18 protein-coding genes and 6 pseudogenes are annotated in these 21606 nt (G+C 67.9%); 13 read left to right on the top strand and 11 right to left on the bottom strand.

Going from position 1 to position 21606, the window contains the following annotated elements; genetic code table 11:
* The first annotated feature begins 14 nt into the window (after nt 1-14).
* The 3 genes and pseudogenes from C7T91_RS02130 to C7T91_RS02120 form a co-directional block, all read left to right on the top strand.
* Nucleotides 15-1817: a sensor histidine kinase gene (locus C7T91_RS02130; protein WP_108257802.1), complete on the top strand. Its 1803-nt coding sequence runs from the start codon at nt 15-17 to the stop codon at nt 1815-1817.
* Nucleotides 1818-1821: 4 nt separating this feature from the next.
* Nucleotides 1822-3156 carry a sigma-54-dependent transcriptional regulator gene (locus C7T91_RS02125; RefSeq protein WP_108257801.1) on the top strand — a complete coding sequence of 445 codons (1335 nt, stop codon included), beginning with the start codon at nt 1822-1824 and terminating at the stop codon, nt 3154-3156.
* 418 nt (nt 3157-3574) lie between these two features.
* Nucleotides 3575-5770, top strand: a pseudogene (locus C7T91_RS02120) (Rne/Rng family ribonuclease); the annotation flags it as partial.
* Between the two features lie 248 nt (nt 5771-6018).
* On the opposite strand, the gene addA reads toward C7T91_RS02120, so the two are convergent.
* Both addA and C7T91_RS02110 read right to left on the bottom strand, forming a co-directional pair.
* A complete protein-coding gene (gene addA, locus C7T91_RS02115) occupies nt 6019-8943 on the bottom strand; it encodes a double-strand break repair helicase AddA (protein ID WP_161555693.1) in 2925 nt (974 codons plus the stop codon).
* Complete coding sequence (locus tag C7T91_RS02110) at nt 8940-9776, bottom strand: RecB family exonuclease (protein ID WP_108258452.1); 837 nt, start codon at nt 9774-9776, stop codon at nt 8940-8942. Before C7T91_RS02110 ends, addA begins: the two co-directional genes overlap by 4 nt.
* Nucleotides 9777-9971: 195 nt before the next feature.
* Here C7T91_RS02110 and C7T91_RS02105 point away from each other — a divergent pair, with 195 nt between their 5' ends.
* Both C7T91_RS02105 and C7T91_RS02100 read left to right on the top strand, forming a co-directional pair.
* Entirely contained in the window at nt 9972-11027 is a 1056-nt protein-coding gene (locus C7T91_RS02105; protein WP_108257799.1) for an extracellular solute-binding protein, read from the top strand.
* A gap of 2 nt (nt 11028-11029) precedes the next feature.
* Nucleotides 11030-12088: an ABC transporter ATP-binding protein gene (locus C7T91_RS02100; protein ID WP_236637924.1), complete on the top strand. Its 1059-nt coding sequence runs from the start codon at nt 11030-11032 to the stop codon at nt 12086-12088.
* Nucleotides 12089-12508: 420 nt separating this feature from the next.
* Here C7T91_RS02100 and C7T91_RS38985 read toward each other — a convergent pair.
* Nucleotides 12509-12607 (bottom strand): annotated as a pseudogene (locus tag C7T91_RS38985) (hypothetical protein); the annotation flags it as partial.
* A gap of 233 nt (nt 12608-12840) precedes the next feature.
* Between C7T91_RS38985 and C7T91_RS02085 the strand changes: the two are divergent.
* Genes C7T91_RS02085 through C7T91_RS02075 form a run of 3 tightly spaced genes read left to right on the top strand, consistent with a single transcriptional unit; the run spans nt 12841 to nt 14685 of the window.
* Nucleotides 12841-13473, top strand: coding sequence for an amidohydrolase family protein (locus C7T91_RS02085; RefSeq protein WP_236637923.1), 633 nt, complete (start codon nt 12841-12843; stop codon nt 13471-13473).
* On the top strand, nt 13358-13783 hold the full coding sequence (locus tag C7T91_RS02080; protein ID WP_236638023.1) for a PfkB family carbohydrate kinase: 426 nt from the start codon (nt 13358-13360) through the stop codon (nt 13781-13783). Before C7T91_RS02085 ends, C7T91_RS02080 begins: the two co-directional genes overlap by 116 nt.
* Nucleotides 13780-14685 carry a pseudouridine-5'-phosphate glycosidase gene (locus C7T91_RS02075; protein WP_236637922.1) on the top strand — a complete coding sequence of 302 codons (906 nt, stop codon included), beginning with the start codon at nt 13780-13782 and terminating at the stop codon, nt 14683-14685. The genes C7T91_RS02080 and C7T91_RS02075 overlap by 4 nt, the downstream gene beginning before the upstream one ends.
* On the opposite strand, the pseudogene C7T91_RS02070 reads toward C7T91_RS02075, so the two are convergent.
* Nucleotides 14613-15206, bottom strand: a pseudogene (locus tag C7T91_RS02070) (heme-dependent oxidative N-demethylase family protein); the annotation flags it as partial. The gene C7T91_RS02075 and the pseudogene C7T91_RS02070 sit on opposite strands and share 73 nt — an antisense overlap.
* A gap of 336 nt (nt 15207-15542) precedes the next feature.
* On the opposite strand from C7T91_RS02070, the pseudogene C7T91_RS02060 reads away from it, so the two are divergent.
* Nucleotides 15543-15740 (top strand): annotated as a pseudogene (locus C7T91_RS02060) (heme-dependent oxidative N-demethylase subunit alpha family protein); the annotation flags it as partial.
* Entirely contained in the window at nt 15737-15859 is a 123-nt protein-coding gene (locus C7T91_RS02055) for an SMR family transporter (RefSeq protein WP_330848797.1), read from the top strand. The pseudogene C7T91_RS02060 and the gene C7T91_RS02055, both read left to right, overlap by 4 nt.
* 51 nt (nt 15860-15910) lie before the next feature.
* Here C7T91_RS02055 and C7T91_RS02050 read toward each other — a convergent pair.
* Nucleotides 15911-16168, bottom strand: a pseudogene (locus tag C7T91_RS02050) (IS1634 family transposase); the annotation flags it as partial.
* On the opposite strand from C7T91_RS02050, the gene C7T91_RS02045 reads away from it, so the two are divergent.
* Both C7T91_RS02045 and C7T91_RS02040 read left to right on the top strand, forming a co-directional pair.
* Complete coding sequence (locus tag C7T91_RS02045; RefSeq protein ID WP_108257796.1) at nt 16140-16394, top strand: hypothetical protein; 255 nt, start codon at nt 16140-16142, stop codon at nt 16392-16394. The pseudogene C7T91_RS02050 and the gene C7T91_RS02045 overlap by 29 nt on opposite strands.
* Before the next feature lie 46 nt (nt 16395-16440).
* Nucleotides 16441-17250 carry a SapC family protein gene (locus tag C7T91_RS02040; protein WP_236637921.1) on the top strand — a complete coding sequence of 270 codons (810 nt, stop codon included), beginning with the start codon at nt 16441-16443 and terminating at the stop codon, nt 17248-17250.
* A gap of 156 nt (nt 17251-17406) precedes the next feature.
* Here C7T91_RS02040 and C7T91_RS02035 read toward each other — a convergent pair.
* Both C7T91_RS02035 and dapD read right to left on the bottom strand, forming a co-directional pair.
* Nucleotides 17407-17714, bottom strand: a pseudogene (locus C7T91_RS02035) (hypothetical protein); the annotation flags it as partial.
* A 332-nt stretch (nt 17715-18046) separates the two neighbouring features.
* Nucleotides 18047-18874, bottom strand: coding sequence for a 2,3,4,5-tetrahydropyridine-2,6-dicarboxylate N-succinyltransferase (gene dapD / locus C7T91_RS02030; RefSeq protein ID WP_108257794.1), 828 nt, complete (start codon nt 18872-18874; stop codon nt 18047-18049).
* Nucleotides 18875-18951: 77 nt separating this feature from the next.
* Between dapD and C7T91_RS02025 the strand changes: the two genes are divergently transcribed.
* On the top strand, nt 18952-19773 hold the full coding sequence (locus tag C7T91_RS02025; RefSeq protein WP_407943245.1) for an LOG family protein: 822 nt from the start codon (nt 18952-18954) through the stop codon (nt 19771-19773).
* A gap of 5 nt (nt 19774-19778) precedes the next feature.
* Here the strand turns inward: C7T91_RS02025 and C7T91_RS34505 are convergent, their stop codons facing one another.
* The 4 genes from C7T91_RS34505 to C7T91_RS02005 all read right to left on the bottom strand — a co-directional run bounded on the left by C7T91_RS34505 (nt 19779) and on the right by C7T91_RS02005 (nt 21484).
* Nucleotides 19779-19895, bottom strand: a complete 117-nt coding sequence (locus C7T91_RS34505) for a tryptophan-rich sensory protein (protein WP_236638022.1) — start codon at nt 19893-19895, stop codon at nt 19779-19781.
* Complete coding sequence (locus tag C7T91_RS34500) at nt 19874-20347, bottom strand: exonuclease domain-containing protein (RefSeq protein ID WP_108257793.1); 474 nt, start codon at nt 20345-20347, stop codon at nt 19874-19876. Before C7T91_RS34500 ends, C7T91_RS34505 begins: the two co-directional genes overlap by 22 nt.
* 74 nt (nt 20348-20421) lie before the next feature.
* A complete protein-coding gene (locus tag C7T91_RS02010) occupies nt 20422-20637 on the bottom strand; it encodes a hypothetical protein (protein ID WP_108257792.1) in 216 nt (71 codons plus the stop codon).
* A 67-nt stretch (nt 20638-20704) separates the two neighbouring features.
* Nucleotides 20705-21484 (bottom strand): succinate dehydrogenase iron-sulfur subunit, encoded by a 780-nt coding sequence (locus C7T91_RS02005; RefSeq protein WP_108257791.1) that lies wholly within the window; start codon nt 21482-21484, stop codon nt 20705-20707.
* Between the last annotated feature and the right edge of the window lie 122 nt (nt 21485-21606).

Here is a 21606-nt window from a genome sequence, read left to right as displayed (position 1 = left end):
TTGGATTTTCCCGCATGCGCGCCTACGTTCCCCGCGTGACACGGAAACTGGAAAAGCTGCGCCCGTCGCTGGGCCCCAACCGGACCTGGGCACTGCGCGCCGCAGTGCTCGGTCTTTTCGTTGCGGCCATGGGGATGATCTGGGTGACCAACCAGATCCTCAGCCAGCGTTTTTCGGAAACCAGCCGGGCGCGTTCGGACGTGCGGCTGGCGCTTTATTCCGGCAACCTGATCGGCGAGCTCGAACGCCAGGAAGTGGTGCCGCTGCTGCTGTCGCGCGATCCGCTTCTGCTCGGCGCGCTGTCGTCGCAGGATTTCGTCCAGACCTCGCAGCTCCTGATCAAGTACCGCGACGAGATCGGCGCCGCGCGGCTCCTGCTGCTCGACAGCTCGGGGCGGGTGGTCGCCTCTTCGGACCGCAGCAACCTCGGCCAGAACCAGCGCTCGGCGGGCTATTTCATCGAGGCGCTTCGCTCGAACGACACGATCTACACCTCGGTGCAGACCGAGGCCGGGGCGACGGCCTTCTTCTACAGCCGCCGGGTCGCGCAGGCCGGCGACACGCTCGGGGTGATCGCGGTCGAGGTCGACCTGAAGAAGTTCCTGCCCCGCTGGGCCTGGCTGTCGGACGCGGTCTTCGTCGTCGACAGCACCGGGCGGGTCGTCTTGTCGACCGCGCCGCGCTGGACCGGCCTGACCGAGACGGATTTCCTCGAGTCCTCCAGCGGTTCGCCCGGCAGCGTGCTGCGCGGCTTCGCGGGCGCGACCGGCGACGGCTTCGTCGAGGGCGAGCCGATGATGCGGCAGGAGACACGCGTGCCCTTCCAGGGCTGGCGGCTCGTGTCCTACACCTCTTTCGCCCAGGTGCGCGAGCGGGTGGCGGCGGTGCTGGCGATGGAAGTCATGGGCTTTGCCATCGTGCTGGCGCTGCTCTTCTATCTGGTGTCGCAATCCTCGAACCGCCGCTCGGCGCGGCTGGCGCGCGAATCCGACCGTCTCCGGCGGCTGAACCAGCGGCTCCAGGCCGAGATCGCCGAGCGCGAGAAGGCCGAGCGCAGCCTGCAGGTCGCGGAACAGTCTCTGGCGCAATCCTCGAAGATGGCGGCGCTGGGGGAAATGTCGGCGGCGGTCAGCCACGAGCTGAACCAGCCGCTGGCAGCGATGAAGACCTATCTGGCGGGGGCGCGGCTCCTGATGCAGCGCCAGCGCACCGAGGAGGCGCTGTCCTCCTTTCACCGGATCAACGGGCTGATCGACCGGATGGGCTCGATCACCCGCCAGCTGAAGGCCCATGCCCGCAAGGAAACCGACGACCTGACCGAGGTCGACCTGCGCGACTGCGTCAATTCCGTGCTCGACATGATGGCGCCGCAGCTCAGCCGCAGCCCGGCGCGCGTCAGCCGCACCGTGCCCGAGGATCCGGTCGTGGTAATGGCCGATCCGGTGCGGATCGAACAGGTTCTGGTCAACCTCCTGCGCAATGCGCTCGACGCCACGGCCGGGGCCGAGGACCCGATGGTCGACATCGTCTTGAGCGAGGGCGAGGTGGCGACGCTCTCGGTGCGCGACAACGGCACCGGGATAAAGGACCTGAACAATCTCTTCGAGCCCTTCTACACCACCAAGCCGCCGGGCGAGGGGGTCGGGCTGGGGCTCGCGATTTCCTCGACCATCGTCAAATCCTTCGGCGGCCGCCTGACGGCGCGGAACGGATCGGGCGGCGGCGCGATTTTCAAGATGGATCTGCCGCTGGCCGGGGATCCCGACGTAACTGAACCACAAACAAGGTCCGGCCAACCGGACGCCGCGGCGGAGTAGAGCCATGAGCAAGCAGGTCATCAAGATTGCCATCGTCGACGACGAGGCGGACATGCGCCAGTCGATCAGCCAGTGGCTGAGCCTTTCGGGCTTCGAAACCGAAACCTTCCCCAGCGCGCTCGACGCTCTGGCGGTGCTCCGCAACGGCTGGCCCGGCGTGGTGGTCACCGACATCAAGATGCCCGGCATGGACGGCATGGCCTTCCTCAAGCGGCTGATGCATCTCGACAGCGGCCTGCCGGTCATCATGATCACCGGCCATGGCGACGTGCCGATGGCGGTGGAGGCGATGCGGATCGGCGCGATGGACTTCATGGAGAAGCCCTTCGATCCCGAGCGCCTGACCGAGCTGGTGCGCAAGGGCGTCGAGGCGCGCCGCGCAAATCTCGACAACCGCGCGCTGCGCGAGGAACTGTCGGACGGCTCGGCGCCGGTCGGCCAGCTCGCCGGGAACTGCGCCGAGATGGTGCAGCTGCGCGAGGACATCCTCGATTTCGGCCAGTCGCCGCTGCCGGTGCTGATCGAGGGCGAGACCGGGACCGGCAAGACGCTTGTCGCGCGTGCGCTCCATGCGGTCGGTCCGCGGGCCGCGAAGCCGATGCAGCGGTTCTTCTGCGCCTCGATCTCGCCCGCCCAGCAGGCAGCCGCGCTGTTCGGCGACGAGGAAGCGGGCGGCACCGGGGTTCTGGCCGAGGCGCGCGGCGGCACGCTGGTGCTGGAGGATGTCGAAGCGCTCGATCCCGATGCGCAGGTGAGGCTCGTCGCCTGGCTCGATGCCGAGGACGAATCCACCGCGCCGCGGGTGATCGCGATCTCGAACCTGCAGGACCTGTCCGAGCCGCTCGAGGCCCGTCTGCGCCCGGACCTGTTCCACCGGCTGAGCTGCCACCGGCTGTCGCTGCCGCCGCTGCGCGCCCGCGGCGACGACATCCTGACGCTGTTCAACCAGATGATGCGCCGCGCCGCCGAGGAATACGGCTGCGAGGTGCCCGATCTCTCGGCACAGGATGCCGCGCAGCTGATGCAGGCGCCCTGGCCGGGCAACCTGCGGCAGCTCTCGAACATGGCCGATCGTGCCGTCCTGCAGGCGCGGCGCGAGAAGGGCACGCTGACCTCGCTCCTGATGGCGGATAACGAGGCGCTGACCCCGGCCATGACCCAGGAAGGCAAGCCCTTGAAGGAATACGTGGAATCCTTCGAAAAAATGCTGATCGACAACACCATGCGCCGCCACAAGGGCTCGGTCGCCAAGGTGATGGAAGAGCTCTGCGTGCCGCGCCGCACGCTGAACGAGAAGATGCAGAAATACGGCCTGGCCCGCTCCGACTACATGTCCTGAGCCCATTTCCTGAGCGGGACCTGGCCGTTGCGGCAGGTCCCGCGCAAATTGTCGTTGTCATTCGTGCAAAGTGCAGTTTAAGTGGGACACCGGGCCTGTGTCCCGATGATAGATTTCCCTGGAACGCCCTTGGCGCCGAAACCCGGTGCGGGGCGCGGACCAGTCGAAACTCCCCGTTTACGGGGATCCAAACGCCCGCATCGGCCTGGACCGGCGGGCCACGAACCGGCCCCGATGACGGGCCAAGGATGAAACGCGATGGAACCGGATCGGTTGAGGGCAGGACAGGCGAGGGCGAGAACGCCGCTTGTCCCTGTATCCCGATCCACCGCTCCGGCCGTTGCTTCTACCCCACATAACGCCCGTGCGCCGTCCAGGCGTCAGAGCCTCCGGCATCCGGGCGGTGACAAGAGTTATAATGGCAAAGAAAATGCTCATCGATGCCACGCACCCGGAAGAGACCCGGGTCGTCGTGGTCGACGGCAGCAAAGTCGAGGAATTCGACTTTGAGTCCGAAAACAAGCGCCAGCTGGCTGGCAATATCTACCTGGCAAAGGTCACGCGCGTAGAGCCGTCGCTCCAGGCTGCCTTCGTCGATTACGGCGGCAACCGCCACGGCTTCCTGGCCTTCTCGGAGATCCACCCGGATTACTACCAGATCCCGGTGGCCGACCGCGAAGCGCTGATGGCCGAGGAACGCGCCTATGCGGAATCGCTGAAGGACCGCGACGACGAGGACGGCGAGGGCGAAGGCCAGCGCAAGTCGCGCCGCCGCACCCGGTCGAAGTCGCGCGACGGCGACGATGCGAAGCCGTCGAAATCGCGGAAATCCTCCGGAGAGGGCCGCAGCCGCGACATCGCCGGCATGGACGTCGTGGACCTGTCCCCCGAGGAAGATCCGCTGCTGTCGCCGGTCGGTTCCGATGACGGTTCCATGGCGGTGATCGACGTTCCGGCGGACCGGGACGAGGAAAAGGCCGCGCCCGAGGCGCCGGTCGAAGCCGTCGCGCCCGAAGCGGAAGCCACCGAGGTTCCCGCCGAAGCGGTCGAGATCCCGATCGAAACCGCGGAAACTCCGGCCGAGCCGGACGCTCCGGCTGCCGGGGAAGCTCCGGCCGAAGACACCGCGGACGCAGCCGAAGAGACCCCGGCAGAGACCGGGTCCGAAGAGGATGCGGAGACGCCCGGCGACAAGACGCCGCCGAACTACATGGCGGCTTCCGGTCCGTCCGATTTCGTGACCTCGCAGGAGCCTGCCGAGGCAGCGGCCGAGTCCGATGAGACCGAGTCCGAGGTTCCGCTCCACGAGAACGAGCCGGAAGAGGCCGAGCACGACGACACCATCGAGGACGTCGAGACCGACGACATCGAGGAAGAGGTCGAGGAGGCGCGCCGTCCGCGCAGCCAGAAGCCGCGTCCGCGCCGCTACAAGATCCAGGAAGTCATCAAGGTCCGGCAGATCATGCTGGTCCAGGTGGTCAAGGAAGAGCGCGGCAACAAGGGCGCCGCGCTGACGACCTACCTGTCGCTGGCGGGCCGCTACTGCGTGCTGATGCCGAACACCGCGCGCGGCGGCGGGATCTCCCGCAAGATCACCCAGGCGGCAGACCGCAAGAAGCTCAAGCAGATCGCGACCGAGCTCGACGTACCGGAAGGCGCGGGCCTGATCATCCGCACCGCGGGCGCCAAGCGCACCAAGTCGGAGATCAAGCGCGACTACGAATACCTGCAGCGGCTGTGGGAGCAGATCCGGCAGCTGGCGCTGAAATCCTTCGCGCCCGCCAAGATCTACGAGGAAGGCGACCTGATCAAGCGCTCGATCCGCGACCTCTACAACCGCGAGATCGACGAAGTCCTGGTCGAGGGCGAGGCGGGCTACCGCAACGCCAAGGACTTCATGAAGATGATCATGCCGTCCCACGCCAAGAACGTGCAGCAATACACCGACCCGCTGCCCCTGTTCGCGCGGCACCAGGTGGAAAGCTATCTCGACGGGATGTTCAATCCGGTCGTGCGTCTGAAATCCGGCGGCTACATCGTCATCGGCGTCACCGAGGCGCTGGTCGCGATCGACGTGAACTCCGGCAAGGCGACCAAGGAAGGCTCGATCGAGCAGACCGCGCTGAACACGAACCTGGAGGCCGCCGACGAGGTGGCGCGCCAGCTGCGCCTGCGCGACCTCGCGGGCCTGATCGTGATCGACTTCATCGACATGGAAGAGCGCAAGAACAACGCTGCCGTCGAGAAGCGCTTCAAGGACAAGCTGAAGACCGACCGCGCGCGCATCCAGGTCGGCCGCATCTCGGGCTTCGGCCTGATGGAGATGTCGCGCCAGCGCCTGCGCCCCGGCATGATCGAGGCGACGACGCAGCCCTGCCATCACTGCCATGGCACCGGCCTGATCCGCTCGGATGACAGCCTGGCGCTGTCGATCCTGCGCCAGATCGAGGAAGAGGGCGTGCGCCGCCGCTCCCGCGAGGTTCTGGTGAAATGTCCGGTGGGCATCGCCAACTACCTGATGAACAACAAGCGGGTGCATATCGCCAATATCGAGATGCGCTACGGCCTGTCGGTCCGGATCGAGGCGGACCCGTCGCTGATCAACCCCGACTTCACCGTCGAGCGGTTCAAGACGGCCTCGCGCACGGTTCCGGTGCCTTCCGCGCCGGTCATCTCGGTTGACACCTCCGATCTCCCCGAACTCGAGATCGAGGAAGAGGACGTGCAGGAGCAGGAAGACGAGCCGCAGGAAACCGGCCGCTCCGAGCTTGCCGAAGAGCGGGACACCGACGATGACGGCCAGCCGAAGCGCCGCCGCCGCCGCCGCCGCCGCAAGGGCCGTCCGAATGGCGACGACAATGGCTACGAGGCCGACAGCGCCTCCGGTGACGGCGAGGACAGTGCCGAGACGTCTTCGGACGAGGAGGATGACAGCGATGCGTCCTCCGAGGACGGTGCCGAGGCCGCCGAAAACGGCGACGACCAGCCGAAGCGCCGCCGCCGCCGCCGTGGCGGACGCCAGCCGGGCAAAGCGGGGCGCCGGGTTTCTTCCTCCGCGGGCGCCTCGCGCGCCTCGGCGATTTCCCAGTCCCCGGTCTCCAGCCGCAGCCCCTGTCCGGTCGGCGTGCCGAGCGCCTTCGCCTCCGCCAGCTTCAGCCCGGCACTGACCTGGCCGTGCCAGGTGGTCTGGTTGCCGAGCTTTCCGGCCGCGGCCACGATCAGCCACTGTTCGGCGCGGGTCATGGCGACATAGAGCAGCCGGTCACGCTCCTCGGCCTCGGCATGGGCGACCGCTTCGGCGGCCTCCTGCAGCGCGGGGGGCAGCTCGTCGCGCGAGACCCGCCAGGCCGGCCAGGAGCCTTCGCGGGGCAAAAGCACATCCTGCCCGGAATTGTGGAAGGCGGCGCAGTCGGGCAGGATCACCACCGGCGCCTCGAGCCCCTTCGAGCCATGCACCGTCATCAGCCGCACGGCGCGGCCCGCCGCCTCGGCCTGGCGCTTGATCTCGACATCCTCGGCGGCCATCCATTCGAGGAAGCCGGTCAGCGAGGGGATCTCGGACTGCTCGTAATCGAGCGCCTGCTGCAGGAGCCCGTCGATCGCCTCCTCGCATTCCGGGCCGAGCCGCGCGATCAGCCGGCAGCGGCCGCGATGCCGGGTCAGGATGCGGTCCAGGAGGTCGTAGGGACGGCGCAGGTCGGCCAGGCGGCGCAGGTCGTCGAGGATCGCGTAGGTGTCGGGATGCGCCTCCGACTGGCGCAGCGCGGTCCACAGATAGCTGCCGGCGGGACGCGGATGGGCGAGGCGGAAGAGATCGTCCTCGGTCCAGCCGAAGACCGGCGATCTGAGGGCGGCGGCCAGCGACAGGTCGTCCTCGGGCAGCGCCAGGAACGACAGCAGCGCCAGCAGGTCGCGCACCGCCAGTTCCTCGCCGAGCTTGATCCGGTCGGCGCCGGCGACCTCCAGCCCCTCGGCCTTCAGCGCGCGCATGGTTTCGAAGAACAGGTCGCCGCGGCGGCGGAACAGGATCAGCAGGTCGCCTTCATGGATGCGCCGCCCGGTGCCGTTGCCCGCGGGCAGATGCGCGGTGTCCACGAGCTGGCGGGCCTCCTTGGCGACGGCGAGCGCCAGCTGCGCCACCGGGCTTTCCGGGTCGAGCCGGTCAACCGGGTCCCAGCCATCGGCGTTTTCCTCCTCGCCGCTCTCCTTGTCGGGCAGGATCGCGGGCCAGAGATCGACCCGGCCGGGATAGGTGGTGCGGAAGGCGACATGCTCGGGCGGATCGCCGAGGCCCGAGACCTCGGGAAAGGTGCGGTCGACCGCGGTCAGCACCGCCGCGGCCGAGCGGAAGGAATGCGCCAGTTCGCGCGAATGCAGCGTGGCGCCGATCGATGCCAGCCCCTCGCCGAAATGGCCGCGCATCCGGTCGAATTCGCGTGGATCGGCGCCCTGGAAGGAATAGATCGACTGCTTCTTGTCGCCGACCACGAAGATCGTGCGCGGCACGTCGCCCCTTGTGCCTTCGCCGGCGGTGAATTCCTGCGCCAGCAGGCGCACCACGTCCCATTGCTCGGGGCTGGTGTCCTGCGCTTCGTCGACGAGGATGTGGTCGATGCCGCCGTCGAGCTTGTAGAGCACCCATTGCGCCACTGCCGGATCCATCAGCAGTGCGCGGGTCCGCAGGATCAGGTCGTCGAAATCGAGCCAGCCGCGCGCGAGCTTCGCCGCCTCGATCCGGGGCAGGAAGGCCTCGGCATAGCGGTGCAGCACGCGCGTCCGCTTCGCCGCGGTCAGCGCCAGCCCCAGCGTGCGGGCATCGGCGACCCGAGACATCAGCCCGTTCAGCGCCTCGACCAGATCCGGCCCCAGCGCCTGGCGGGTGGGTTTCGTCGGGAAGCTGTCGGTCTTCGGCCCGAAGGGGGTCTTGGCGGTGGCGCCGAACAGGAAAGGTCCTTCGAGCCCCTTCAGGAGGCCCATCGACGGCTCGAAGGGCGCGAGCCGCGCCAGCGCCGCCCCGGCCTTGCCGTCATTGCCGCCCTTCGACTGCAGCACCGGCACCAGCGCCTCCAGGAGCCGCCGGTCGCCCGGCGCGAAGGCCAGGTCGACGAGGTCGGCTTCGGACTGGCCGGGCAGCAGCCCCATCGCCTCCCACAACGCCTCCTCGTCCGGCAGCGCGGCGAAATCGGCGCGGGCATGCAGGATCTGCGCCGAGAGACCGGCAATGTCCTCGCCGCCCATCTGGAAGGCCAGCGCGTCGATCAGATGCGCCTCCGGCCCGTCGGCCATCTCCTCGACGACGCGCTCGATCATCGCCGCCTGGGTGCGTTCGTCGATCTCGGTGAACTGCGGGCTGACCCCGGCCTCCAAAGGGAAGCGGCGCAGGAGCGCGGCGCAGAAGGAGTGGATCGTCTGGATCTTCAGCCCGCCCGGCGTCTCGATGGCGCGGGCGAACAGGCGGCGCGCGCGCAGCAGCCGGTCCTCGTCGAGCCCGGTCTCGCCCAGCTTCTGCAGATCGGCGCGCAGCTCGGCATCGGGGCGCATCGCCCATTCGCCCAGGGTCTGGAACAGCCGGTTCTGCATCTCGCTCGCCGCCGCCTTGGTATAGGTCAGGCAGAGGATGTTCTGCGGCGCCACGCCCGACAGCAGCAGCCGCGCCACCCGGTTGGTCAGCACGCGGGTCTTGCCCGATCCGGCATTGGCGGCGAGCCAGGTCGATTCATGCGGCCGCGCGGCCTCGATCTGGCGCTGGGTCGCCAGGTTCACGGGGGTAGCGGTCGGGGCGGTCATTCGTGGTCCCCCACTTTCAGCGTCTCGGCATGCTGGGTCAGGTCCCATTCGCCGCCGCGGCTGAGATGGTCGTAATCCGACCACTCGCCCTGGCTCTCGCGCGCGACCTGCGCGGTGAAGCCGGTAGCGGGGTCGAGGAAGCGGGTGAAGAGCCGGTGCAGGCTTTCCGGCACCAGCTCGACCGGGATCTTCTCCAGATCGGCGGGCACGGTCTCGGGGCGGGCGGCGAGGCCGATATACTCGGCGCCGACCACATGCAGCGGTCCCAGCTCGCCGAAGGCGCCGGTCTCGGCCAGATAGGCGGTGATGTGCAGCTGCTTGTTGTATTTCGCCTGCTGCTTCTCGGTCGGCGGCTTGCCGGTCTTGTAGTCATAGAGCCAGACCGCGCCCTCGGGCGTGCGGTCGATCCGGTCGGTCTTGACCACCAGCTCGACCCCGGTCGTCGGCAGCACATGGCCGCCGCCCTGTTCGGTCTTGAGCAGTGCGCCGCGGGCGCGCCGGGTCTCTTCCTCGGCGATGAAATGGTCGGCGATGCGCTGCAGCCGCGCCAGCCAGAACCGCCGCGCGGTCGGCCAGGGCACGATCCGGTCCAGCACCTCGGCGCCGGTCGACAGGAGCAGCGCCTTCTGCCGGGCGCGGTCGAGCCCGGGGAAGTGCGGCACCACCTGTTCCAGAACCTCGTGCAGGACGGTGCCGCGGAGCCCGCGCAGCCCGGCGGCGCGCCGAGCCCGCGCCCCCGCGCTAGGATCCGGCCATCCGCCCCCACCAGCAGTTCCGAGTCGCGCTCCAGCCCCGCATCGGCGCAGAGCAGCGAGAGATTCACCAAATGGCATTCCATTTTCGTCCAGACCTCGCCTAGTCTAATGGCATTCCATCTCCGGAGTGCCGTTTTTCACGTCATTTCACGATTGGTATTTTGTGAAATTTGATTTTCACTAGATACAGGAACCAATTCTCCGCTTCTGTCAAATGGCATTCCATTCTGGAGCAACCGGTCGCACACCGGGGGACAGCAAGGAGGACCACCCATGACACGCATCGCCGCCACCGGCCTGACCCGCCGCAGGCTGCTGAAAAGCTCTGCCGCCGCCGCTTTCGGCACGCTGGCCGCGCCGTCGATCCTGCGCGCGCAATCCACCGAGATCGTGATCGGCTGCGCCGGCAGCCACACCGCCTGGATGGAGGAGATCGTCGCGCCGCACATGAAAGCCGCGATCGGCGCCGACATCCTGTTCGAGGGCACGAAATCCTCGGTGAACCTCGAGAAGATGGCCTCCAACAAGGACCGGCCCTACCTGTCGGTCGTGCAGATGGACGACCCGGTGATGATCCAGGCGGTCGAAGCGGATCTGCTGGCGCCGATCACGCCGGATGCCGTGCCGAACATGGAAGACCTCCGCCCCGATGCCGTGCACATGGACGGGATGTGGTGCAACTACGTCCAGCCCTGGGCGGGCATCGCCTACAACACCGATTTCGCCCCCGGCGGCGTGCCGAGCTGGGAGGCGCTCTGGGCGGCGGAGAATGCCGGGCAGGTCATCATCCCGTCGCTGCAGAACACAGAAGGCATGTGGACGCTCTTTGCCGCCGCCATGCTGGGTTCGGGCAAGCCCTTCGCCGAGGCGCAGTACGAAATCGACGCCGCCTTCGCCAAGCTCGAGGCGCTGAAGCCGAACCTGCTGTCGGTCTATTCGACCATGTCCCAGGCCTTCAACCTGCTGGAACAGGGCGAGATCACGCTGCTTTCGGGCAATTTCTCGTCCTACACGCTGCCGCGCAAGGCCGAAGGCGTGCCCGTCGACCTGGCCGCGCCAAAGGAAGGCATCTTCGCCATGCCCTCGGGCATCTGCCTGGTGAAGGGCGGTCCGAACCCGGAACTGGCCGAGGCCTATGTCAACGAGATGCTGGGGCCGGACATGCAGGCCGCCATCGCCGATTTCGCCTCGTCGGTTCCGGCCAACACCACCGTCACCGCGGGCGCGGCCATTCCGGACGGCGTGGAGATCTACTCGCCCGACTGGGCCTTCGTCGCCGCGAACCGCCGCGCCTGGATCGACCGCTTCGACAAGCTGATGGCGCTTTGATCATGCCCGGCATGACCCGCACCGCGCAGGAGCGCCATTATCTCGACGTCTGGGGCGTGGCCAAGTCCTTCCGGGGCACGCGGGTCATGTCGGAGATGAACTTCCGCATGGACCGGGGCGAGCTCGTCTCGCTCCTCGGTCCGTCGGGCTGCGGCAAGACCACGCTGCTGCGGATCATCGCCGGGCTGATGGAGGCCGACCAGGGCGACGTGGTGCTGGGCGGGCGCAACATCACCCGCCTGCCCGCGCATCGCCGCAACATCTCGGTGGTGTTCCAGAACTACGCGCTCTTCCCGCATCTGACCGTGGCCGAGAACGTCGCTTTCGGCCTGCGCGCCCGCGGCACCGCGAAAGCCGCCTGCGCCGGGCCGGTGGAGGAGGCGCTGCGGCTCGTCCGCATGGACGCCTTCGCCATCCGCCCGGTCTCGGCCCTCTCCGGCGGCCAGCAGCAGCGCGTCGCCGTCGCCCGCGCACTGGTCGTCGAGCCGGACCTGCTGCTCCTCGACGAGCCGTTCTCGGCGCTCGACCGCAAGTTGCGCGAAACCATGCAGGTGGAACTCAAGGCGCTGCTGCGCGACCGCGGCATCACCGCGATCTTCGTCACCCATGACCAGGAGGAGGCGATGGGCGTCTCCGACCGGATCGCGGTGATGAATGCCGGGCGGATCGAGCAGTTCGCCGATCCCTCGACGCTCTATGCCCGCCCCGCCACGCCCTTCGTGATGGATTTCGTCGGCCTCTCCACCCGGCTTTCGGGCACCGTCACCCATAGCGACGGCCATGTCAGCGTGGTCGAGACCGCGCATGGCGAGGTGACCGCGCCCGGCGCCTTCGTGCCCGGCACCGCCGTGCAGGTCGGCGTCCGCCCCGAGCTGGCCGCGCCCGGCGCTGGCGAGAACCCCAGCCATGCGCCGCCAGCCGCATATCCTCGGCGCGCAGCCCCAGCGTGGCCGGCCCCGTTTCCCCGCGCGCCGCCAGCAGCGTCCGCCAGCCGAACATCTCGACCGTGCCGTCCGCGGCGATCTCGACCGGCAGCAGGTTCATCTGCGGCGTCCCGATGAAGCGCGCCACGGTCAGGTTCGCGGGCCGCTCGTAAAGCTCGGACGGCGTGCCGAGCTGGGCGATCTGCCCGCCCTCCATCAGCGCGATCCGGTCCGACATCGTCATCGCCTCGACCTGGTCATGGGTCACGTAGACGAAGGTGGTGCCCAGCCGGCCATGCAGCTCGGCCAGCTCTTCGCGCATATGGGCGCGCAGCTTGGCATCGAGGTTCGACAGCGGCTCGTCCATCAGGAAGGCGGCCGGGTCGCGCACCAGCGCACGCGCCAGCGCCACGCGCTGCCGCTGGCCGCCGGAGAGCTGCGCCGGGGGATCGGGCCGTGGCCGCGTTCCGCCGCGCGCGGCGCCTCGCTCGCCTCGCGCAGGCTGCGGATGTCGCGCCGCTGCAGCCCGGTCAGCACGCTGATCCGGCTATCTGTCATGCGCCGCCCCGGCAGCCCGAAATGCCGAAGGGCCTGCTCGATGAACAGCGGCTTCAGCAATTCGGCAAGCTGCGGATAGGCCAGGCCGCGCCCGATCATCGCGCGCACCAGCGGACGGAGGATGCGGTCAACCGCGGCTCTGAAAGTCTCGTCCGTCACGTCGCAGGCAGCCTCCCCGTCAAATGTGCATTTAGCCCATTTCCTGTTGACAGGGAACTCCCCGGCGGGCCATCACCTGAAAATGGGCGAAAAGCCCATTATTCCGGTTAACGGAACGGGGCACGGCCCGGACGGGCCGCCGCGCAGCTTCGGGAAGGGGCAGGCGCAGGGGCATGTCCGACCGCGGTCCCGGATGGCAGGCGTCTGGGAGGAGCGGGGTCTGCGGGCATGCCCGCGGCCTTGCGGGCGGCGATCTCGCGGGCTTCGCGGCGGCGGGCGTCGAGACCGATCACGAGCTGACCGGCGCGGATGACCTGATCGCCAAGCTGGAGGCCGGCTTCACCATCGAGCTGCGCGGCTCGCACGAGCACCTGCTGCCGGAACTCGCCGCCGCGCTCCTCGAGCTGGGCGAGCTGCCGCAGACCGTCACGCTCTGCACCGACGACATCTTCCCGGACGACCTCCTGGAAAGGGGCGCGCTGGACCGGGTGATCCGGGTGCTGATCTCCTGCGGGCTGCCGCCGCTCTGGGCCTACCGCGCGGCCACGCTGAACGCGGCAAGCCGCATCGGCCGCCCCGATCTGGGCCTCGTCGCGCCGGGGCGCCGCGCCGATCTTGGGCAGCGCGGCGGACCCCTATGGCGGGACCATCGCGCTCGACGGCAACCTGACCACGGCGCTCCTGGCCGAGATCGCCGCCAGCCCGCTCTTCGCCGCCGCCGATCTCCGGATCGCGCCGGCCAGCCCGGGCAAGGCCGACCGGCTGAAGGCCTTCCTCGAAAGCGGCCGCGGCACACTTTACGTTAACCGCGAAGAGGCAAACCTGCTCTCGGGCTGCAACGCTCCCGATGCCGGGGGGGCCGCGCGCTGCCTGCTCAAGGCCGGGGCCGAACGCTGCATCGTCACCGACGGCGTCGGCGAGGCGGTGGACCTTTCGGCCACCAACTGCTACCGCGCCACCCCGCCCCTCGTCGAACCCAAGCGCGTCACCGGGGCGGGCGACACGCTGATGGCCGTCCACATCGCCGCCGAGCTCCAGGGCATGGGCCGCGGCGAGGCGCTGATGCACGCCACCCAATCCGCCGCCCGCTACGTTGCCGGAGAAGACATCTCATGACCCCCGACATCCGCTATTCCACCGAGGTTGCCGCCGCCCGCGAGCTCGGCGGCCCGATCGTGGCGCTGGAAAGCACCATAATCACCCACGGGATGCCCTATCCGCGCAATCTCGAGACCGCCCGCGCGGTGGAAAACGACATCCGCACCGCGGGCGCCGTGCCCGCGACCATCGCGGTGATCGACGGCGTGCTGCATGTCGGCCTCGAAGGCGCCGAACTCGAAGCCCTGGCGCAGCGCTCCGACGTCGCCAAGCTCAGCCGCGCCGACCTCGCCGTCGCGATGGCCACCGGCATCTCCGGAGCGACCACCGTCGCCGCCACCATGATCGCCGCCCGCGCGGCCGGCATCCGCGTCTTCGCCACCGGCGGCATCGGCGGCGTGCACAAGGGCGCCGAGGACAGCTTCGACATCTCCGCCGACCTGCAGGAGCTGGCCCAGACGCCGGTCACCGTGGTCTGCGCCGGCGCCAAGGCGATCCTCGACCTGCCGAAGACGCTGGAAGTGCTCGAAACCCTCGGCGTGCCGGTCTTCGCCTATGGCCAGGACGCGCTTCCGGCCTTCTGGTCGCGCGACAGCGGCCTCGCCGCGCCGCTGCGGGCCGACATGCCCGCCGACGCCGCGCTGGTCGTCGTCGCGCTGCTGGCCGCGCTGGTCGTCATTGCGGTCGCGCTGGCGCGGCTGCTGGCCGCCGTCGCGGTTCTGCTGGGATTCCTGCTGCTCGCGGCGGGCCTCCGCATCGCGCTGCGCCTCGCCCAGAAGGCGGGTGTAGTGCTGATCGGGAAGGCCAGCGCGTTCGACCGCGGCAGCCGCCAGAAGCTCTGCAGCTCTACCCGCAGGAACTGCTTCCGGCCGACATTCTCCGGCGTGACGGTGCGTTTCTCGGGGCCCCATCTGTGGTAGGTCTCGGGGCTGGTATCGAGCCGCGGATTGACCGTCATCGTCCAGTTGAGACGGCGATAGGCCTGGCCCTGATCGACCGCATTGAGGAATTTCAGCGCCTTGTCGAAGACCCCCATCTTGCGCGCCTTCGGCACCGGCGCGTGCCATTCGAAGAAGTTCATGCCGACATCGAAATCGAGCGACCAGTCCGCCTGCGACGTGATCATGCCGGCATCGAGCCACAGGTTGCCGCCGCGCGCGTCGAGGAGCGCGAAATCGCCCTGGGCCTGGCGGGTGATGTATTCCAGCGGCCCGCAGGGCAGCGTCGCCGGATCGAGGAAGGTGAAGCGCTGCTCGATCCCCAGGGGCCGGTTGATCCAGTGCCAGCGGTCGCCGTCGCGGGCGAGCGAGAAGAGCGCCGGATAGTCCCGCGCCTTCGACACCATGATCAGCTCCAGCAGGTCCCAGCCCGCCAGCTCCATGTGCGGCAGCGACTGGCAGCGCATCGGATCCTCGGCCAGGGTGATCGCCCGGTCGCGCATCTCGGCGACGTAATGCTCGTCGACATCGAAGGCATGCTCGAAGGGCGAACCCGCCGGACCGCCGGGATGCGGCTCGATATTGACCGAATACATGTAGCTGTCGCGGTCGAAGGGGAAGGGAAAGCGGCGGATCGCGGCAGGCGAGTTGAAATAGGTGTAGTCGCCGCGGAAGGTTTCGTCGTTGAATTGCAGGGTCATGGAACGNCCTCCTCAGAGATCCAGTTCGAGCCGCGCGCCCTTGAAGCGCGACATGCAGGGCATGATCCGCGTCTGGAGCGCGCGCTCCTCCTCGCTCAGCCAGTGGTCGTGATGCAGGATGCGGCCGTCGCAGGCGGTCGCTGTTACCTGGCGAGCCTCGAGGACCTCTGCTCCCAGCCGAAATGGGGCCGCCGCCTGCACCGGGTGCTGCGCGATCTCGACCCGGATCTGGCAGAGTACAAGGGCTTCGCCGTCAACCGCGGCATGATCGTCGACTACCTCGCCGGGGCCGATGACGGCGCGCCCACATCGCCGGGCATCTTCCCCGAGGGATGACCGCCATGCCCTGGATCCTGCTCGCCATCGCCGGCTGCCTCGAGGTGGTCTGGGCGATGGCTATGAAATCCTCCGACGGCTTCACCCGGCTCTCCCAAGTTCGACAGTTAATCCGATAAGTACTTGATATTGTTCATTCCGAAATGGCATTTGTGTGACTGCGCGAAGGCTCAGGCGGATTTCGGAAGGCTCAATGCATCGAAAAGGTCCAGTTGCTCCGGGGTGGTCTTGCTGGTGCCGTTGAAGGTTCGCTCGCCGATATGGGCGGTGTGCTTCTGAATGCGCGCGAGCAGGTCGAGCGCGGTGCGCGGGCTGGCGGAATGGCCCTTTGCCTTCAGCCGCATCCGCTTGACGCGGCAGAGGACCAGCGCCAGGAAGCAGGTGAGGGCACGGGCGCGGATGCGGTCCGGCAGGCGGTGGTGGACCGGCGGGCAGGCCTCGCTCGATCCCGGCCAGCCGCGCGCGCGGCTCCAGACCTTCGAGCCGATGTACCAGCTCGATCTCGAACTCGAGGACGCGGCCGAGGTGCCGGTCTACGGCGCGCGGGTCCATGTCCGCTTCGCCCACGATCCCGCGCCGCTCGCGGGCCGCATTGCCCGCGCCGCGACCCGCGTGTTCCTGAAATACTTCGTCTCGCGGGATGCCACCGCATGAGGCGCAGCCGAGCCACCAAAGAGACAACCAATGGAGGACCCGAAACTTGACCCAGCTTCTGTTCTACGAAAATGCCCGTCCCGTCACCGCCAGGGCGCATGGCGACCTCTATGTCCGCACCGGCGGCCAGTATGCCTTCGCGCGCAAGGTCAACTCGGTGCCGCTGACCGCGATCGAGTTCGCTTCGGCGGCGGGGCATTACCCGATCGTCTTCGCGGGGACGCAGGACAAGGTCATGCCGGCGGTGATCCTCGGCGTGACGGCCGACCAGAACCTGCATGTCAGCGAGGAGGGCCATTGGCGGCAGGGCAGCTACATCCCCGCCTTCGTGCGCCGCTATCCCTTCGTCTTCTCGACCGATGCGGAGAACAAGAACTTCATCCTGAACATCGACGAGGGCTACGAGGGCTGCAACCGCGAGGGACGCGGCGAAAGGCTGTTCGACTCCGAGGGGCGCCAGACCATCTACCTGCAGAACATCCTGCGCTTCCTCCAGGAATACCAGGGCCAGTTCCGCCGCACCGAGGCCTATTGCCGGCGGCTGCAGGAGCTGGATCTGCTCAAGCCGATGCAGGCGCAGTTCAAGCTGCCGGGCGGCGCGCAGCGCTCGCTGTCGGGCTTCATGACGGTCGACCGCGAGGCGCTGAAGAAGATCCCGGATGACCAGCTGCGGCTGATGTTCGACACCGACGAACTGGAATGCACCTTCCTGCATCTCTTCTCGATGCGGCACTTCCAGTCGATGCTGAACAATTTCGGCGAAGCGCTGCAGCAGGCCGAGACCCCGCCGCCGGCACCCGAAATGGCCGAGCCGGATCCGGCGCCCGAGCCTGAATACGAGGGCTACCAGAGCTGACAGCGATGCCGATGCCCGCCGCCCAGAGCTTCGCCGCGCCGCTGGTGCGCTTCTATCCGGAACGTACGGAGCGCGATCCGGGCTGGCTCGACGAGGCAGGGCAGGCGGTGCTCGGCCGCATGACCGCGCGGCGGCGCGGGGCATGGCGCCCCTGCGTTGCGCGGCCGCCATCTTCCCGGCCTTCCGGCGCAGCTCGGCGACCACCTCATTTCGAGGTCCGGCCAATCGCCGCGAACAGGCATGTCTTGCCTTCTCCCGAACGTACGTCCGCAATGTCGATGCGGAAGCCTCCGATCGGGCAAGCCTTGAATTTCCGCTTCGGTTTGCCGCCCTCCACATCGGGCAGCCGGCTGATCCCTGCGCCATCGGGCTCGAACCGATGGCGCCACGATGGCTCATCGCTGCAGGCTTCGGTGCAGGGACGGGCGCGTCAGGTGCGGGATCGAGGGCTGCAAGGCATGCAGGCGGTTCCGCGCTGAAATCGTTCCCCCGGATCGATTCCGGGACGCCGCGTCCGAAGCTTTCGATCGCTGCATGGGAGCACGGATGGCGTGCGCCGCTCCCGGCGAAGGCGCGCATTCGCCTTCCGGTCAACGGATCGTGGCGCTGCCGCGAAGAGCATGTCCCATGGGTCATCCTTCCGATGATCGCAGAATGGCAGACCACTACACCCTGGGACGAAACATCCAAGGCAAAGGTGGGGCTGAGGGCAACTTTCTGCCGGACCGCGGGGAGTCCGAACATGCAAAGGGCCTCCCCGCGGGGAAGCCCTCCGGAAAAATCGTCTGGCCGCAGATCAGTCGCGCAGCAGCTCGTTGATCGATGTCTTGGAGCGGGTCTTCTCGTCGACGCGCTTCACGATCACCGCGCAATAGAGGTTCACGCCGTTCTTCGAGGGCATCGTGCCCGCGACGACGACGGAGCCTGCCGGGACCTCGCCATAGGTGACTTCGCCGGTTTCGCGGTCGACGATCTTGGTCGACTGGCCGAGGAACACGCCCATGCCCAGAACCGAGCCTTCGCGGACGATCACGCCCTCGACAACCTCGGAGCGGGCACCGATGAAGCAGTTGTCCTCGATGATGGTCGGGCCGGCCTGCATCGGCTCAAGCACGCCGCCGATGCCGACGCCGCCCGAGAGGTGCACGTTCTTGCCGATCTGCGCGCAGGAGCCGACGGTCGCCCAGGTGTCGACCATGGTGCCGCTGTCGACATAGGCGCCGAGATTGACGAAGGACGGCATCAGCACCACGCCCGGCGCGATATAGGCCGATTTGCGCACGACGCAGTTCGGCACGGCGCGGAAGCCTGCCTCTTTCCAGTCCTTCTTCTTCCAGTCGGCGAACTTGCTGTCGACCTTGTCCCACCAGTCGCCGCCCTGCGGGCCGCCGGACTGCTTTTCCATGTCCTTCAGGCGGAAGCCCAGCAGCACGGCCTTCTTGGCCCACTGGTTCACGTGCCAGGAATTGTCGGCCTGCTTTTCCGCCACCCGGATCTTGCCGGAATCGAGCGCGTTCAGCGTGGTTTCGATGGCGTCGCGGGTCTCGCCCTTGGTTTCCGGGGTGATCGTGTCCCGGACCTCCCAGGCGGCCTCGATTGCGGTTTCCAGCTCTGCGTGTGACATGGGGCCCCTCCGAACGGTTTGCTCTGGCGTCGCGGTTCCCCGGGCTATACGGCTAAGGGTCGGAGGGTGCAATCCATATGAAAGACACCAAGATGACCGGTTCCAAGGCCCATCCCTTCCCCGACGCGCGCGAGGATGTCCGGCGCAGCCTCATCGAGGACCAGACGCCCCAGACGCTGTCGCCGACCTACCGGCTGGCCTTCGACGATTCCGACTTCCTGATGCGCGAGGAGCTGCGCCCGGTGCGGCTGCAGCTGGAGCTTCTCAAGCCGCAGATGATGATGGACGAGGCCGGGATCACCTCCACCGTGGTGATGTTCGGCGGCGCCCGTATCCCCTCGCCTGCCGAGAAGGACAAGGCCCGCACCCCGGCGCTCGGCGAGCTCAGCCATTTTTACGAGGAAGCCCGCGAATTCGCGCGGCTGGTGACGCAGGAAAGCATGAAATCCGGCGGCACCGAGAACATCATCGTCACCGGCGGCGGTCCGGGCGTGATGGAGGCCGGCAATCTCGGCGCGGAACAGGCCGGTGGCAAATCCATCGGGCTGAACATCGTGCTCCCGTTCGAGGCGACGCCCAACGCTTATGTGACGCCGGAATTCTCTTTCAACTTCCACTATTTCGCCATCCGGAAGATGCATTTCCTGATGCGCGCCAAGGCGATCACCGTGTTCCCCGGCGGCTTCGGCACGCTCGACGAGCTGTTCGAGGCGATGACCCTGATCCAGACCCAGCGCATGGCGCCGGTGCCGATCCTGCTCTTCGGCGAGAAGTTCTGGCGCTCGATCATCAACTGGGAGGCGCTGGAGGCCGCAGGCACGATCGGGGCCGACGACCTCAACCTCTTCCGCTTCGTCGAGACCGGCGAAGAGGCCGCGCGGATCGTGCTCGAGGCCTGACGGACTCAGCCGAGCTTCCAGGCCGCGGCCTCCGGGTTCCGCGCGATCACCGCGCGGTTCAGCGCCGCGGCCACCGTCACCCAGGCGAGATAGGGCAGCATCAAGGCCCCCGCCAGCGGCACCACCTGCCAGAAGGCCGCCGCCGTCGCCGCCACGGCGAGCCAGAGGCCGCAGAGCGGCGCGCCATCGGCACGCTGTCGAACCAGGTCCACATGGGATGCGCCAGCCCGGCCAGGTCGCAGGCGGCATGGATCGCGCGGCGGTCGAAGCTGCTGTGCTGGATCACCGGCTGGCGCGCCAGGAGGCCGGCAATCCGCGGCTGGAGCTCGGCGAAGCGCGGCGCGCCGCGGACGGTCTCGGGGCGGATCCCGGTCAGCTGGATGTTGAAGGACGAGAACCGGCACTCCGGATCGACATAGGCGGCAAAGGTCTCGATCGCGCCGCCCTCGCGCACGAAGGCCAGGCCGATCTGGCAGATGCTCGACGGATCGCCGTTCGCGGTCTCGACATCGAGCACCACGAAGCGGAATTCGCCCTCGGGCAGCGCCCCTGCCGGATTGCCGCTGCGGTCCATCTCGATCCCCCTGCCTGTCCTTGCGCCTGTCCCGGCGGCATATCCCCCGGGCCGGGCGCCGACAAGGCCGGGCGTCAGGGCTGCTCCGGCGGGCGCAGGCAGGCGGCCGGCGGCTTGCCGTCGCGGGTATGGGTCTCGGCGCCGCAATTCATGCAAATGAAATAGCGCCCAGCCCCGCTGTCCTTGCCGCGGTTCTCGCGCCAGCGGCAGTTCTTGACCGCCTTGCGCGCGCGGAAGGTGACGGCCATCCAGACAAGCACGCCGATCAGGACGATGAGGAAGATGAACATGGGCAGGCTCCGGAACGGAAAAGGCCCCGGGCTGTGCCGGGGCCTCGTTCAGCGGCAGGCGCGCAGGTCAGACCTGGCGTTCCACCATCATCTTCTTGATCGACGCGATCGCCTTGGCCGGGTTCAGGCCTTTCGGGCAGGTCTGCGTGCAGTTCATGATGGTGTGGCAGCGATAGAGCTTGAACGGGTCCTCCAGCGCGTCGAGACGCTCGCCGGTGGCCTCGTCGCGGCTGTCGATCAGCCAGCGGTAGGCATGCAGCAGCGCCGCCGGGCCGAGATAGCGGTCGCCGTTCCACCAGTAGCTCGGGCAGGAGGTCGAGCAGCTGGCGCACATCACGCATTCATAGAGGCCGTCGAGCTTCTTGCGGTCCTCGATGGACTGCTTCCACTCCTTCGCCGGGCGGTTGGTCTTGGTTTCCAGCCAGGGCATGATCGAGGCATGCTGGGCGTAGAAATGGGTCAGGTCGGGGATCAGGTCCTTGACCACCGGCATGTGCGGCAGCGGGTAGATGCGCACGTCGCCCTTGATCTCGTCGAGCCCGTAGATGCAGGCCAGCGTGTTGATCCCGTCGATGTTCATCGCACAGGACCCGCAGATGCCTTCGCGGCAGGACCGGCGGAAGGTCAGGGTCGGGTCGATCTCGTTCTTGATCTTGATCAGCGCGTCCAGGACCATCGGACCGCATTTGTCCATGTCGAGGAAATAGGTGTCGACCCGCGGGTTCTGGCCGTCATCGGGGTTCCAGCGGTAGATCTGGAATTTCCGGACATTGGTCGCGCCTTCCGGCTTCGGCCACGTCTTGCCCGTGGTGATCTTCGAGTTCTTGGGAAGGGTGAACTGAACCATCGTTTTTCCCCTATCTGGCTAGGCTCTGGGCGCATTGGCGAAGTTGTTGTCGGAACCGGCCGCAGGGCGGCCGGCGGGAAAGATGCGGGACGCGGTCCCTGGCGGGGCCGGTCATGGAAACG

It is taken from the genome of Mangrovicoccus ximenensis, from assembly GCF_003056725.1.
Lineage (GTDB): Bacteria > Pseudomonadota > Alphaproteobacteria > Rhodobacterales > Rhodobacteraceae > Mangrovicoccus > Mangrovicoccus ximenensis.
Note: the sequence above shows the minus strand (reverse complement) of the source record. Positions and strands in the feature narration are given on the sequence as shown.